The organism is Stenotrophomonas sp. 78350_Sma, assembly GCF_056482105.1.
The window spans coordinates 4,173,359-4,187,432 of the sequence record NZ_CM151182.1; the positions used below are offsets into that span (position 1 = coordinate 4,173,359).

The 14,074-nt window shown below is 68.0% G+C and carries 13 protein-coding genes; 7 read left to right on the forward strand and 6 right to left on the reverse strand.

Going from position 1 to position 14,074, the window contains the following annotated elements:
* Positions 1-38: 38 nt before the first annotated feature.
* Positions 39-1,097 (reverse strand): CDP-glycerol glycerophosphotransferase family protein, encoded by a 1,059-nt coding sequence (locus ACZK4H_RS19215; protein ID WP_099554579.1) that lies wholly within the window; start codon positions 1,095-1,097, stop codon positions 39-41.
* On the opposite strand from ACZK4H_RS19215, the gene ACZK4H_RS19220 reads away from it, so the two are divergent.
* Positions 1,096-1,914, forward strand: coding sequence for a glycosyltransferase family 2 protein (locus tag ACZK4H_RS19220; protein ID WP_099554577.1), 819 nt, complete (start codon positions 1,096-1,098; stop codon positions 1,912-1,914). The two genes, ACZK4H_RS19215 and ACZK4H_RS19220, sit on opposite strands and share 2 nt — an antisense overlap.
* Before the next feature lie 43 nt (positions 1,915-1,957).
* On the forward strand, positions 1,958-3,079 hold the full coding sequence (locus ACZK4H_RS19225) for a glycosyltransferase family 4 protein (protein WP_099554576.1): 1,122 nt from the start codon (positions 1,958-1,960) through the stop codon (positions 3,077-3,079).
* On the opposite strand, the gene ACZK4H_RS19230 is transcribed toward ACZK4H_RS19225, so the two are convergent.
* The 5 genes from ACZK4H_RS19230 to def form a co-directional block, all read right to left on the reverse strand.
* Positions 3,052-4,341, reverse strand: coding sequence for an O-antigen ligase family protein (locus ACZK4H_RS19230; protein ID WP_099554572.1), 1,290 nt, complete (start codon positions 4,339-4,341; stop codon positions 3,052-3,054). The genes ACZK4H_RS19225 and ACZK4H_RS19230 overlap by 28 nt on opposite strands.
* A gap of 117 nt (positions 4,342-4,458) precedes the next feature.
* Positions 4,459-6,180, reverse strand: a complete 1,722-nt coding sequence (locus tag ACZK4H_RS19235; protein WP_099554570.1) for an ArnT family glycosyltransferase — start codon at positions 6,178-6,180, stop codon at positions 4,459-4,461.
* 23 nt (positions 6,181-6,203) lie between these two features.
* On the reverse strand, positions 6,204-7,535 hold the full coding sequence (gene rsmB, locus ACZK4H_RS19240) for a 16S rRNA (cytosine(967)-C(5))-methyltransferase RsmB (protein ID WP_099603870.1): 1,332 nt from the start codon (positions 7,533-7,535) through the stop codon (positions 6,204-6,206).
* Between the two features lie 3 nt (positions 7,536-7,538).
* Positions 7,539-8,462 (reverse strand): methionyl-tRNA formyltransferase, encoded by a 924-nt coding sequence (gene fmt / locus ACZK4H_RS19245; RefSeq protein WP_099554567.1) that lies wholly within the window; start codon positions 8,460-8,462, stop codon positions 7,539-7,541.
* Between the two features lie 120 nt (positions 8,463-8,582).
* The gene (gene def / locus ACZK4H_RS19250; RefSeq protein ID WP_099554565.1) at positions 8,583-9,095 is read right to left on the reverse strand and encodes a peptide deformylase; all 513 of its coding nucleotides are present in this window, start codon (positions 9,093-9,095) and stop codon (positions 8,583-8,585) included.
* A gap of 126 nt (positions 9,096-9,221) precedes the next feature.
* Here def and ACZK4H_RS19255 point away from each other — a divergent pair, with 126 nt between their 5' ends.
* From ACZK4H_RS19255 to ACZK4H_RS19275, 5 genes are all read left to right on the forward strand, one after another.
* Positions 9,222-10,355 carry a LysM peptidoglycan-binding domain-containing protein gene (locus tag ACZK4H_RS19255; RefSeq protein ID WP_099554562.1) on the forward strand — a complete coding sequence of 378 codons (1,134 nt, stop codon included), beginning with the start codon at positions 9,222-9,224 and terminating at the stop codon, positions 10,353-10,355.
* 168 nt (positions 10,356-10,523) lie between these two features.
* The gene (gene dprA, locus ACZK4H_RS19260; RefSeq protein ID WP_099554559.1) at positions 10,524-11,651 is read left to right on the forward strand and encodes a DNA-processing protein DprA; all 1,128 of its coding nucleotides are present in this window, start codon (positions 10,524-10,526) and stop codon (positions 11,649-11,651) included.
* Positions 11,652-11,694: 43 nt separating this feature from the next.
* The gene (locus ACZK4H_RS19265; protein WP_005411195.1) at positions 11,695-12,168 is read left to right on the forward strand and encodes a DUF494 family protein; all 474 of its coding nucleotides are present in this window, start codon (positions 11,695-11,697) and stop codon (positions 12,166-12,168) included.
* Between the two features lie 39 nt (positions 12,169-12,207).
* A complete protein-coding gene (locus ACZK4H_RS19270; protein WP_099554556.1) occupies positions 12,208-12,966 on the forward strand; it encodes a pilin in 759 nt (252 codons plus the stop codon).
* Between the two features lie 49 nt (positions 12,967-13,015).
* Positions 13,016-13,951, forward strand: a complete 936-nt coding sequence (locus tag ACZK4H_RS19275) for an RDD family protein (protein ID WP_099554555.1) — start codon at positions 13,016-13,018, stop codon at positions 13,949-13,951.
* Positions 13,952-14,074: the final 123 nt, after the last annotated feature.

Consider the following 14,074-nt stretch of genomic DNA (forward strand, 5'->3'; position numbering starts at 1 on the left):
TGGCGTGGATCTCCTGTACAGCCGAGCCGATGCTCGGCTTACCTCTGCGACGGGCCCCAGTAGCCGAGGTCCTTGCGGATCTGCAGATCGCGCACCCAGCTGCCGAGAGGCTTGCGGCGCAGCGCACCCATTTCACCGGACAGGAAATCCTCGGTGGCCGCGATTACCCGCTCGCTGGACAGGCCGTCGCGGTACGGATGGATGGCATCGGCGTAACGCACGATTTCCGCCTGCAGCGCGGCGTCCGGATGCAGCGCGTGCTGCAGCATCGCCGGCAGCTGTGCCGGGTCGTCGAAATCAATCATGTGCGGCTTCGGCACGCGGTTGCGGAAGGTCACCACCGGCTTGTGCTGGACGATGAACTCCGAAACGATCGACGAGGTGTCCGACACCAGCACATCGGCGGCGCGCTGCGCGGCCATCACCTGCTCCGGCTCGATGAAGCGGGCATTGGCACCGGCCAGCGGGCGATAGCGCTCGAACAGTTCCGGCGGACATTTGGGATGCAGGGTCAGCAGCCAGTAGCGCCCACCGGCAGCGATATCGGCGGCGATCTTCGCATGCAGGTGCGGTGCCGCACTCAGCCGCTCGGTGAAGGTGGAACCAAACAGGATCACCGGGCGATCGCCGGCCGGCGCGCGCAGTGCGGCGCTCTCGCCACCGTCATCGCGGAACAGCGGGTCCAGCTTCGGCCAGCCGGTCTCGGCCACCGCGAAGTGGCCCTGCTGGGCCGCGATCTCGCGGAACGGCGTCGTGGTGGCCGGCCCCTGCGTGCAGTACAGGTCGAACATGCCGCGCACCCGGAAGTGGCCGCGCGCGCTGTCGCGCTTTTCCACATTGAAGCCATGGAACAGCTGCACCTTGGCCCCCGAAAGGAAGGTCGGCACCCAGTTGGCCGCGCTGAACACCGCCCGCGGGCGCATTGCCAGGGCCTGCTTCAGGCCGACGTTGGCCACCCCCGGCAGGCTGCTGCCGGCCGCGCCGCCTTCGAACCAGGCCGCAACCTCCTGCCCGGACGCGTGCAACGCCTGCGCCAACGGGGCGAGAATAGGCAGCGCATAGCGCTCCGTCGCAAACAACAGGTACCCGGCCATCATGTCCTCCACGACCGCTCCCATCGAACGGCCTCGCATCTCGGCGTGCATTATCGCGTTCAACGAGGCCGGGCGCATCGGCGACTGCCTGGCCTCGCTGGCCTTCTGCGACGAGATCGTGGTGGTGGACTCGCAGTCCACCGATGCCACCGTGGCCATCGCCGAGGCGGCCGGTGCCCGCGTGCTGCAGCACGTGTTCGAGGGCTTCCGCAGCCAGAAGGCGTTCTGCGTCGAGCAGGCCAGCCACGACTGGGTACTGTGCCTGGACGCCGACGAGCGCATCAGCCCCGAGCTGCGTACGGCCATCGAACAGGCCCGTGACGGCGGCTTCGCCGGCCACGCCGGCTACCGTTTCGCCCGCCTGTCCGAATACTTTGGCAGGTTCCTGCGCCACGGCAATGCTTACCCGGACCGGGTGATGCGCCTGTTCGACCGCCGCCAGGGTGGCTGGCGCGGCAGGCGCGAGATCCACGAGGCGGCCAGCGTCGACGGCAACGTCGGCACCCTGCGCGGCGATCTCATCCACTACCCCTACCGATCATTGCAGCAACAGCTGGCCAAGACCGAGAAATATGCGCGGATGATGGCCGAGCACGAGTTCGCGCGTGGCAAGCGCGCCACGCTGGGCAAGCTGGTGCTGGCCCCGGCCTGGCGGTTCTGGCGCGGCTTCCTGTTCCGCGGCGGCTTCCGCGACGGCTGGCACGGCCTGGTCTATGCCTATGTGCGTGCCAACTACGTACGGCAGAAGACCATCATGCTGTGGATGCTGGGCAACGGCCAGGCGGTGGCCGATCCTCCGGCCCCCATGGAACGGCCCTGAGCCTGCTGTGTCACACTTGTCGCGCGTTGCCTGAAGATCCCCCATGAAAATCCTGTACACCAACTTCCACTACGGCGACGGTGGTGGCCACACCACGTACATCGTGTCCCTGGCGCGAGCCCTGCATGGCCAGCACACGCTCCATGTCGCAGCCCCCGCCGACAGCCGCCTGCTGCGTACGGTGGCCGAGGAAGGAATCGCCACCCCGCTGCCCATGGCCTTTGGCAGCGGCCTGCCGACCCTGCCGCAACAACTGGCCGAACAGCGCGCGTTGCGCCGGCTGGTGCAGGACAAGGGCATTGACCTGGTCCACGTCAACGGGGCTCGTGACCACCGCTTCGTGATGCAGGGACTGCTCGGCATGCGCCGCCCGCCGATCATCCTGACCAAGCACAACAGCAAGCCCACCCGTACGCTGGGCAATGCCTTCAGGGCACGCTGGGCCACCGACCGCGTGATTGCGGTTTCTGCGCACACCGGGCGCCTGCTGGAGCAGGGGCCCTACCGACGCTGCCCGATCGATGTGGTGCGCAATGGCGTCGACCTGGACCGCTTCGCACCGCTGCCGGCCGACGCCGGCCAGGCGATGCGACAGCAATGGACGCAGGACCCGGATGCACTGCTGCTGGTCAGCAACGCCGGCACCGATGACTACAAGGGCTGGATCGACCTGGCGCAGGCCATTGCCCTGCTCCCCGGCGCGATCCGCCCGCATGTGCACATGGCGGTCGCCGGTCACCTGCCCAACGCGCAGCAACGCGCGCAGGTGCAGGCCCTCGGTGACGTCGCCGCACAGGTCCATTTCACCGGCCTGCTGGCCGATACGCGCCCACTGATCGCCGCCGGCGACGTCGGCTTCGTGCTGTCCAACGACATCGAAACGATCTCCTTCGCCTGCCGCGAAATGATGGCCAGCGCCAGGCCGATGCTGGTCAGCGACTACGCGGGGCTGCCGGAGAACATCGAGCAGGGTGTCGATGGCTGGGTCGTGCCCACCCGAGACGTGGCCGCCATCGCCGCACAGGTGCAGGCGATGTATGAACAACGCCAGGTGCTGCCGGCGATGGGCATGGCCGCCCGCCGCCATGCAGAGCGCGAGTTCGGCCTGCAGACCTTCGCCGGGGCGACCCTGGCCAGTTACGAAGCGGCGCTGGCCTCGGCCTGATCTGCCCGGCGCGGCTCGGACAGGGCCAGCAGCAGGGCAACCCAGGCGGCATAGAACGAGGCGGTTCGCATGTCACGCAGCATCATTTCGGTGACCCCGAAGACGGCGAATGCAACGCAGATGCTCAACCCTGCCGCGGCATGCAACCGCGACCGTTCGTCGCCACGCCACAGGCGTGGCACGAACACCAGCGCAGGGGCCACGTACACCAGCACAAGGCCAAGCCCCCCCAGCACGCCGTAGGTGGCCAGGAAATACAGCAGGTCGTTGTGGGTCTCGCCAAAATCACGCGCGACCATCGCCGACACCTTTCCCTCTCCGGCAAGCCGTTCAAGTTCCTGGCGGAAGCGGTCGCCACCACCGACACCGAACACCGGCTGCTCGCGGATCATGTAGCCAGCCGCGGTCCACAACTGAAGGCGGATGCAGACCGAGGTATCGGCCAGGTGGTCGGCACTGCAATCGCCATACTCGCTCACGCCAGCATCGATGCGATCGCGCAACGCACCATCATGGGTGGCGACAATGCCGACGCCGGCCGCCAGCACCAGGCCCAGCAGGATCTTCATCCGGCCAAGCCGGCGCCCCATCACCAGCAGGCCGATCAGCAGGAAGCAGGGAATCGCCAGCAGGCCACCGCGGGTCTGCGTCCACAGGAATGCGACCAGGCCAAGGATGCCGGTCAGCAGCTTCAGCGTGGCTTCGATGCGGGTGAAACGGGTCACCGGCAGGCCCAGCGACATCAGGCTCAGCACGCCGAACAACAGGGTCAGGTCGCCGTAGGTCACCGCATTGAACTGCTGGGTGGCAGGCCGCACGCCGGTCTCCAGCGCCAACCAGCCAATGATGGCCGCTGCCGCCCACACCGCGGGCAGGGTGCCAAGCATCGCCCGCGCAAGGATGCTGCGCGGCACCCGCAACGCGGCGAACAGGATCAGCAGCATCGACAACAGGCGCGCGGCCTTTTCGACCTCCGATCCCTTCCAGATGCCATGCACGCCCAGGCTGATCAGCACGCCGACCAGCATCACGCCCATGCCGATGCCCATCCACGCATAGCGCCGGGCGGAACCGGGCAGCAGGCGCGGAGCAGCCGAGGGCATCACCAGCAGGATGATCGACAGCAGGATCGCCAGGTAGAACCCCGCACTGCCGCCCTCCATGGTGATCATCAGCAGGGTCGGCAACGCCCCCAGCACCACGGCGTAGGCGCCGGCCAGGAGGCCGGTCGTGCGGGAGGTAGGCGGGGAAAGCGGAGTCACGTGGTGCGGTCGGCAGGTCGATGGCGATAGACCGGCACGGTGCCGGGAGCGGCCCTCATTCTAGGCCAGAGCAGGCCGCGGGTTGACGCAGGCCGGCCATGTTCGTCGCTCATTCGTTCAGTCCGCATCCGGTGGCCCCTGCAGCCGGTACTCGCGCTCCAGCTCCTTCAGGTCAGGCATGCAGGCTCCGGACACCGCCCCGGCGGGCACCAGCCACCAGCGACGGCGGTTGGAAATGCCGGCCATCTCCGCCTGCGAACGATCAATGCACCCCTGCATGGCATCGTCATTCACCAGCAACCAGCGATGCCGGGGGGACAAGCGCTGCCAGCGCACGGCCGCCTGCAGCTGTTCATGCCAGCGGTTTTCGAATCCAAAGGTCGCCGCGCGGCGGTCCGCCATCAGCAGATTCTGTTCCTTCCAGGCCACCAGCCCCAGCTCTGCGTCTGGCCCGAGACGCATGCCGACGTCACGCATCAGACCACGCGCAGAACTTGAATCATTCAGCAACGGGTAGCCGAACAGGCCGTAAAGCACCCAGGCCACGGCCAGGGTCGATACCAGCGCCAGATGGCTTCGACGCCAGCCAGCCACCACCAGGCTCAAGCCACCCCATAGCCCCATCGCCAGGATCGTCCACGCCAATGCATCGGTGGCGCCGGGCGCCAATCCGCGTCCATGGGCAAGGTTCACTTCGAAGCGCGGATCACCCAGCAAGGCGAGCGCCCCGACCAGGCTCAATCCCAGTGCCAGCAACGCGGCAAACCCTCCCAGTACCGCCTGCACATCCCGTCGCTTCAGCAGCCCGGGCAGCAGCGGTGCCAGCGCCAGGCAGAACATCGGCAGCGCCGGCAGGATGTAGACATCGCGCTTGCCCTGGGGAATCGAGAAGAACAGCACGACCAGTACCCACCAGGCCAGCGGCAGCAGGTAGCGAGGGTCACGTCGGCGCAGGCGCCTGCGCCATGCGGGAATCGCCCATGGCAGCGCCAGGAACGCCGGGATCCACATCGACGGCATCACGCCGAAGAAGTACCACCACGGCTGGTGATGGTCCCAGGACTGCGTGTAGCGGCGGGCCGTCTGCCGCACCAGGATGTCGTTGATGTAGGCGCGGTACTCGTCCGACCCGGTGCCCAGCGCGGCCAGCAGCATCGGCGCCAGCCACAGCGATACCGCCAGCAGGAAGGCCAGCGGTGCCAGCCAGAAGCGGCCATCGCGCGCGTGCAGGGAAACACGGGGCCACTGCAGGGCTGCAGCGATGGCTGCCGGCACGATCATCAGCAGCGCCAGCATGCCCACGCCCTTGGTGATCACCCCGATACCGGCAAAGAACCAGCCCAGCCACCACCAGCGCCAGGCCGGGCCCAGCAGCAGGTGGCGCAGCAGGCCATAGTTGGCCAGGGTGATGAACAGCACCAGCAGCGGATCGATCTGCGCCTTCTTCGCCTGGAAGGTGAACTGCAGCGCGAACAGCAGTGCCCATCCCGCGTACAGCCCTGCCTGCCGCGTCCACAGCCGGCGCCCCAGGTCGACCACGCACCACAGCGTGCCCAGTGCGGCCAGCAGCGAGGGCAGCAGGAAGGCCACGCGCCAGTGGCCAACCAGGCCGTACAGCGAGGCCTGCCACCACATCAGCATCGGCGGCTTGTCCGAATACAGCTCGGTACCGCGATGCGGGAACAACCAGTAACCGCTGTCGACCATCTGCCTGGCCACCAGCGCGAAGCGTGGTTCGTCAGAGGGCCACGGATCGCGGAGACCGAGACCGGCCCCCAGCACCAGCAGGGCCACCACCACGAACAACCACGTCTGGCGCGACGCGTGGGTTTTCAGCATGGGACTCGAAACGGCAGCGGGGGTCAGGCTGCTTTTATCAGACGCGCGTAGAAGAAACCGTCAGCATCGTTGTCACCGGGCAGTCGCTGGCGTGCCACGCCTTCGCAATCCACGCCGAATGCATCGCCCAGCGGCTGCGCCACGGCGTCCGGATGCCACTTCAGGAACGCACGCACCTGATCGATGTTCTCGGCGCGCAGGATCGAGCAGGTGGCATACAGCAGCACGCCGCCCGGGCGCAGCATCGACCAGCAGGCTTCCAGCAGGCGCGCCTGCACGCCCACCAGTGCATCGATGTCCTCGGCGCGACGGTGGAACATCACATCCGGCTGGCGGCGGATCACGCCCGTGGCCGAACACGGCGCATCCAGCAGGATCGCGTCGAACGGCACGCCGTCCCACCACGAGCCGGGATCGCTGGCATCGGCGACCAGGGTCTGCGCATGTTCGCCCACACCGGTGCGGGTGTAGGTGTCACGCGCACGCGCGAGCCGGCGCGCGTCGATGTCCAGCGCCAGCAGGCGCAGGCTGGGGTCACGCTCCAGCAGGTGCGCCGACTTGCCGCCGGGGGCCGCGCAGGCATCCAGCACGCGGGCACCGGTCGCGGGCGCCAGCGCATCGGCCGCGCATTGCGCCGACAGATCCTGCACCGACAGCGCGCCCTCGCCGAAGCCCGGCAGCTGGTTCACGGCAACGGGGGCCGCCAGGCGCAGCGCATCGGCGCACAGTGCAGTGGCTTCAGCAGCTATGCCGGCCTCGGCCAGCGTCGCCAGGGCCTTGTCGCGACCACCGTGCTGGCGGTTGGCACGCAGCCACAACGGCGCGGGTTGCAGGCTGGCGCTGAAGATCGCTTCGGCCTGCGCCGGCCAATCGCGTTCGATCGCATCAGCCAACCATTCCGGGAAGGCATCGCGCGCAGGCTGTTCAGGGAACCCCTCGCGCTGGGCGCGGCGCAGGATCGCGTTGACCAGGCCAGCCTGGCGCTCACGGCCCAGTGCACGCGCGGCATCGACCGTGGCCGACAGCGCCGCGTGAGCAGGCAGTTCGAGCACGTCCAGTTGGGCGAAGCCGACCATCAGCAACGTGCGCAGGTCGGCATCGCGCGCCGACAGCGGCTTCTGCATCCAGGCCTGCAAGGCCGCGTCATAGGTGCTGCGACGGCGCAGCACAGCAAAACACAGGGCTTCCAGCAGCGCGCGGTCGCGGCTGTCGGCCAGCTTCGGCAGTGCCCAGGCCAGTTCGGCCTTCAGCGAACGGCCGCGGGTGAACACCTGTGCCAGTACGCGCGCGGCCAGCATGCGCGTGGCCGCGCCCGGTGCCGCCTTGGCGACGGAGAAATCGTTCTGCTTGGACACCGCTTATGCCCCCACGCGCAGATCGCGGCGAGCGTTGAGGTAGTCGGCAGCGGTGATCGCCTTGCCGCCTTCACGCTGCAGCACGCGCAGGCGCAGCGTGCCCTGGCCACAGGCAATGTCGATGCCGTCGCGGCCGGCGGCCAGCACGGTGCCCGGTGCCTGGCCGTGGTCCGCCTCCAGCGCCACCGCGCCATGGATGCGCACCCGTTCACCGGCCAGCGTCGCCTCGGCGATCGGCCACGGATTGAACGCGCGCACGGTACGCGCCAGCGCACCGGCACCCTGCGCCCAGTCCAGTCTGGCTTCGGCCTTGTCCAGCTTGTGCGCGTAGGTCACGCCCTGTTCCGGCTGCGGCCGCGCGATCGGCTTGATGCCCGCGCGCAGCAGGCCCAGGCCGTCGGACAGCACCTGTGCGCCCAGCTCGGCCAGCTTGTCGTGCAGCTGGCCGCCGGTATCGGTGGCGGCGATCGGCAGTTCCTGGTGCAGCAGCACCGGGCCGGTATCCAGGCCAGCTTCCATCTGCATCAGGCACACCCCGGTCTTCGCGTCACCGGCCTGGATCGCACGCTGGATCGGCGCTGCGCCGCGCCAGCGCGGCAGCAGCGAGGCATGCACGTTCCAGCAACCATGGGTCGGAATGGCCAGCACTGCCTTGGGCAGGATCAGGCCATAGGCCACCACCACCATCAGGTCCGGCTGCAGGTCACGCAGCTGCTGCTGGGCGGCCGCGTCCTTCAGCGACTCCGGCTGGTAGACCGGAATGCCACGGGCCACGGCTTCGAGCTTGACCGGCGAAGGCGCCAGGCCACGGCCACGGCCGGCCGGGCGATCAGGCTGGGTATAGACCGCCACGACCTCATGGTGACGCGCAGCCGCGCGCAGCGACGACACCGCGAATTCCGGCGTACCGGCAAAGACAATCCTCATGGCTACCCCACTTGCAGGATGGATTCGTGCAGGAAAGAAAACGGCGCCGTCGGCCGGCGCCGTACAGCCCGCGCGAGCCGCGCAGGCACGGGCCACCCGAAGGGTGGCCCGGATTGGCGATCACGCCACGTGCTTGCGCTGCTTGGCCAGCTTCTTGCGCACCATCTCGCGCTTGAGCGGCGACAGATAGTCGATGAACAGCTTGCCGTCCAGGTGATCCATCTCGTGCTGGATGCAGGTGGCCAGCACTTCGCCGGCTTCCATCTGCTGTTCCTGGCCGTTGCGGTCCAGGTACTTCACGGTGATGGTGTCGGCACGGGTGACGTCGGCGAAGATGCCCGGAACCGACAGGCAGCCTTCCTGGTACACCCGGCCCCCGTCCTTGGCGACGATTTCCGGATTGATGAACACGTGCGGTTCATTCTTTTCTTCGCTGACGTCGATGACCATGAAGCGCTTGTGCACGTCCACCTGGGTGGCGGCCAGGCCGATGCCCGGGGCGTCGTACATGGTCAGGAACATGTTGTCGATCAGTTCCTGGAAGGCCGGCGAGGTGACTTCGGCGGCTTCGATCAACGCGGCCTTGGTACGCAGGCGCGGATCGGGGAACTCGAGAATGGGGAGAAGGGCCATGGCTGTTTCCGGATAGGGGGCCGGCACGCCGGCATACGTCGCAGATTCTAGCTCCAACGCTTGCCTTGCGCCCCGGTTTCTGGACTATAGTGCGCGGACCTGTTGGGGAATCAGGGCTTCACACCTATGTTGCTTCGTTTTCGTACGGTCGTCGCCGCGGCGATGCTGACCGTGGCTGCCTATGCTACCGCCGTGGAAGTGAATGGCGGGCACCCGGACACCTATGTGGTCCGAAAAGGGGATACGTTGTGGGATATCGCCGCACGTTTCCTGCAGAAGCCGTGGCTGTGGCCGGAGATCTGGCAGGCCAATCCGCAGATCGCCAACCCGCACCTGATCTATCCCGGTGACGTCCTGAGCCTGGCCTATCTGGACCGGGTGACCATGGCAGCCCAGCCCGGCCCGCGCCAGGAGGCCCCGATCGATGCCATTCCGCTGGCCCAGGTCGAGCCGTTCCTGAAGCAGCTGAGCGTGGTCGACAGCATCGAGCAGCTGCCCTACGTGGCCGGTCTGGAAGAAGAACGCCTGCGTGCCACCAGCGGCCACGCCGTCTATGTGCGCCTGGCCGACGCCCAGATGGGCCAGCGCTGGGCGGTCGTCCGCCCGACCGTTCGCTACGCCCAGCCCAAGCCGACCGAGGACCTGACCGCCAACGGCGACGTCACCCCGGGCAGCGGCAACCTGTGGCGCGCCTACAGCGCACCGAACCACCGCCGCGGCGTGCTCGGCTATGAGCTGTCCCAGGTCGCCACCGGCACCATCACCCATGTCGCCGGCGGCAAGGTCGAGGCGTCCACCCTGGTACTGGACAAGAACGAGGGTGGCCGCGAGGTGCGTGCCGGCGACCGCCTGGTGCCGATCGAGGCCAAGCCGTACGACCTGCAGTTCGTACCCCATGTCCCCGCCGCCGGTGTCGAGGGCGTCGACGTACGCGTGCTGGCCGTCACCGACATGTTCACCGCCGGCGGCCCCCGCGACGTGATCGCGATTTCGGCTGGTCGCACGCAGGGCGTGGACAATGGAACCGTGTTCTCGCTGTGGCGCCCGGGCCGCCATGTGGCGCACCGCATGAAGTACCCGAACTCGTCGCGCTCGGACGATTCGCTCAGCACCGGCGCCGGCCGGGTCTCGCTGCCGGACGAGTACGCGGCGCATGCCATGGTGTTCCGCACCTTCGACAATGTCAGCTACGCGCTGGTGATGCAGGGCGTCAAGCCGGTGCGCGTGGGGTACAACGCCCTGCACCCGGATGCGAAGTAGAGTCGACTGTTGGTCGACTGCGCTTCGTCCAGATGCTCGAAAACGCCCGCGCTGCGCGCGATGTTCGACTGGCAGCCGCCCCTGCAGGGGCGGTCTCCGGCAAACCCTGACGGTCACATGCGAAGGCGCCCTAGGGCGCCTTCGTTGTATCCGGCCGATAGTGGGGGAATGACCAGACAGGTGGATGAGGCGCTGCTGCGCCTGGTGATGGCAGGCGGCGCGCTGGCGTCACGGCGGGCCCTGCTGCAGGCCGCGGGCAACGCGGAGATTGCGATCGCGCAGGGGGCTGCGAACTGGCGCGCGCACGGTTGCACGCCAGAACAGTGCGCTGCACTGGAACGCCCCGACGGCCGCGCCTGGACCGTGGCACGGCACTGGCTGGAAGGCGACGACCACCATCTGCTGTCCTTCGCCGACACGGCCTTTCCGCCGCCCCTGCTGGACGTCCCGAACCCGCCGCTGGCGCTGTTCGTGGCGGGCGATCCCAGCCTGGCCTGGCGCCCTTCGGTGGCACTGGTCGGCAGCCGCTCGCCAACCCCGGGAGGACGCGCGCTGGCCGCACGCTTTGCCAGCTGCTTCGTCGAGGCCGGACTGGCCGTAACCAGTGGCCTGGCGGCCGGCATCGACGCGGCCGCCCACCTGGCCACATTGGAGGCTGGCGGCTGCACAGTGGCGGTGATCGGGACCGGCCCTGACCGGGCCTATCCGGACAGCCACCAACGGTTGCAGGGGCGGATCGCCGCCGAGGGCGCGGTGCTCAGCGAGTACCTGCCGGGAACACCGGCACGCCCGGGCCACTTCCCTGCGCGCAACCGGCTGGTGGCCGGGCTGGCGCTGGCGACGGTGGTGGTCGAGGCCGCGCAGCGCTCCGGCGCCCTGATCACTGCGCGCCTGGCTGCCGAGGCGGGCCGCGAAGTCTGTGCCCTGCCCGGCTCGGTACTCAACCCACGCGCAGCGGGCTGCCACCGGCTGATCCGTGAAGGAGCCGCACTGGTCGAGCGCCCCGAGGAAGTGCTGGAACTGCTGGCCCCTGCCCTTCGCCAACAGCTGCCGGGCTTGCAATCACGGCTGGGCACCCCCACTGAACAGGCACCGCCGGCGCTCCTGCCGGCGCGCTGGGCCGACGACCCTGACTACCAGTGCTTGTGGCGGGCCCTGGACCACAACCCAAGCAGTATGGATTCACTGATCACGCGCTGTGGATTGACGGCGCCCCAGGTGTCCTCCATGCTGCTGGCCATGGAACTGGCGGGAATCGTGGTGTGCGTACACGGCCGCTACTGTCGAACTCCCTAGTTTCTTCACCTCCACAGCGTCGCGCGACGCAGGCCGAGGGGCAATGAAAGAGAGCATCCTGGACGTACTGCTGTACCTGTTTGAACACTATTTCAGCGAAGACGCGGACCTGATCCGTGACCGCGATTCGCTCCAGAACGGCCTGATCCAGGCCGGTTTCAGCCCAACCGAGATCAACAAGGCGTTCGACTGGCTCGACGCCCTGGCCGCGCAGCGGCCGAGCGTGGCCCAGGCACGGGTCGATGGCCCCGTGCGCGTCTACCACGGCCCCGAGCTGGACAAGCTGGACGTGGAATGCCGCGGCTTCCTGCTGTACCTGGAACAGCACGGCATCCTCGACGCCGACCAGCGCGAACTGGTGCTGGACCGGGCGATGGCCCTGGACCAGGACGAACTGGACCTGGACGACCTGAAATGGGTCGTGCTGATGGTGCTGTTCAACCAGCCTGGCTCCGAAGCAGCCTATGCCTGGATGGAGACGCAGATGTTCATGGACGAGCCAGAACCCCTGCACTGACCGTACACTTGGGGGCATAGCGCATTCAGGAGCGTCCCCGTGAGCGAGTGGTTCCATGCAGAAGGCAACCGGCAGCAAGGTCCGCTGCCGGCGGAACAGTTGGTCGAGTTGTTCCGCAACAACCAGATCACCCTGGACACCCTGGTCTGGCGCGACGGCCTGCCGCAATGGCAGCCGTTGCGCACCGTCGTGGACGAACTCGGCCTGATCGTGCCGGCGCTGGACGCCGCCGCACCGCCGGTCGAACCCGAGCCGGAACCGGAACCTGTCGCACCGCCTCCGCCGCAGCCGCCGGTACTGCCGGCGTCCACGCCCTACGCCACCAGTGCATCGGCCACCATCCTGCCTGCACCGAAAAAGAAACTGTCCGGCTGTGCGCTGACCGCCATCATCGGTGGTGGCCTGCTGCTGGTGCTGGTGCCGATCCTGGCCATCCTTGCCGCGATCGCGCTGCCGGCCTACAAGGATTACACCGTGCGCAGCAAAGTCGCCGGCGCCGTGGCCGCGCTGCAGCCGCTGAAAGACCAGGTGCAGCATTTCGCCGATGACGAAGGCCGCTGCCCGGGCGCCAATGACGCCGGCTTCCCGGCCCCGGGCGACTTCGCCCACGCGGGCCTGTCAGCCGTGAACATCGGCCGCTTCAACAACGGCCACTGCGGCATCGAAGCAACACTGGCGGTACCCGGCAAGGGCATCGACGGCGACCTGCTGTGGCTGGAATACGACCGTGACAGTGGCCGCTGGGAATGCAGCGGCGAAAGCGACGACAAGTACCTGCCGCAGTCGTGCCGCGGCTGAGCCGCGCGCATGCCAGCACCTCCATGGACGATCCAACAGGGAACATGCAATGACTGATGAGTGGTATTACGCCGAGGGACAGCAGCGCCAGGGCCCGCTGCCGGTGCAGGAGATCCGCCAGCGCTTCCAGCGCGGCCAGTTGAACCTGGACACCCTGGTCTGGCGCGAAGGCATGGACCAGTGGGCGGCGCTGCGCCAGGTGGTCGACGAGCTCGGGCTGCAGACCCTGGCCGATGCAAGTACCACCGCAGGCAGTGGCGGTTTCGATCTGCGCAACGACTATGCGGCCATCGACAACGGTACCGCGCCGCTGCCCGGCACCGGTGCCCTCAGCAGCTCGCCCTACAGCGCCCCGGCAGCGCTTGGTGCCGGCGCCCATGCGCAGCCGGTGGTCGGCGGCGAAGTCGTCTATGCGGGCTTCTGGAAGCGCGTGGCAGCCTACGTGATCGACTACTTCGTGCTGGTCATCCCCGGCAGCATCATCGGCGTCATCCTCGGCGTGATCCTCGGCGCCGGCATGGGTGCGGTGGGCAGTGACGAGTCGGCCATCGAGATCGTGGCGCAGCTGGCCAGTGCACTGATCAACTTCGCCATCGGCATGGCGTACTACACCTGGTTCCATGCCTCGAAGGGCGGCGCCACGCTGGGCAAGATGGCGGTCGGCATCAAGGTCGTGCGCGGCAACGGCGAGCGCCTGACCAAGGCCCGCGCGTTCGGTCGTTACTGGGCCATGCTGCTGAGCAGCTTCACCCTCGGCATCGGTTTCCTGATGGCGGCCTTCACCGAGCGCAAGCAGGGCCTGCATGACATGATCTGCGACACCCTGGTGGTCGACCGCTGGGCCTACACCGACCAGCCCCACCTGCAGCGCCGCGAGCTGGGCACCGTGACCGTGCTGGTGCTGGTGTTGACCGGCCTGCTGTCGCTGGTGGGCCTGGCGCTGCTGGTGTTCGCGGTCGGCTTCATCGCCAAGATGGCCTCCTGAACGGCCATCCTCACGCCTGGCTGCTTGACACGGGCTGGCCGGGCGTGATTCCTCTAATAAGGTGAACCTGAACGCCCGGCACATTACCGGGCGTTCAGTTTATGGATTTGCGCGTGGCCGCTT

Bases quoted from the DNA above. Each gene is read 5' to 3' on its own strand.
- ACZK4H_RS19220 (WP_099554577.1), top strand. From the start codon at position 1,096: ATGTCCTCCACGACCGCTCCCATCGAACGGCCTCGCATCTCGGCGTGC.
- ACZK4H_RS19215 (WP_099554579.1), bottom strand. From the start codon at position 1,097: ATGATGGCCGGGTACCTGTTGTTTGCGACGGAGCGCTATGCGCTGCCT.
- ACZK4H_RS19225 (WP_099554576.1), top strand. From the start codon at position 1,958: ATGAAAATCCTGTACACCAACTTCCACTACGGCGACGGTGGTGGCCAC.
- ACZK4H_RS19235 (WP_099554570.1), bottom strand. From the start codon at position 6,180: ATGCTGAAAACCCACGCGTCGCGCCAGACGTGGTTGTTCGTGGTGGTG.
- fmt (WP_099554567.1), bottom strand. From the start codon at position 8,462: ATGAGGATTGTCTTTGCCGGTACGCCGGAATTCGCGGTGTCGTCGCTG.
- def (WP_099554565.1), bottom strand. From the start codon at position 9,095: ATGGCCCTTCTCCCCATTCTCGAGTTCCCCGATCCGCGCCTGCGTACC.
- ACZK4H_RS19255 (WP_099554562.1), top strand. From the start codon at position 9,222: ATGTTGCTTCGTTTTCGTACGGTCGTCGCCGCGGCGATGCTGACCGTG.
- dprA (WP_099554559.1), top strand. From the start codon at position 10,524: ATGACCAGACAGGTGGATGAGGCGCTGCTGCGCCTGGTGATGGCAGGC.
- ACZK4H_RS19265 (WP_005411195.1), top strand. From the start codon at position 11,695: ATGAAAGAGAGCATCCTGGACGTACTGCTGTACCTGTTTGAACACTAT.
- ACZK4H_RS19275 (WP_099554555.1), top strand. From the start codon at position 13,016: ATGACTGATGAGTGGTATTACGCCGAGGGACAGCAGCGCCAGGGCCCG.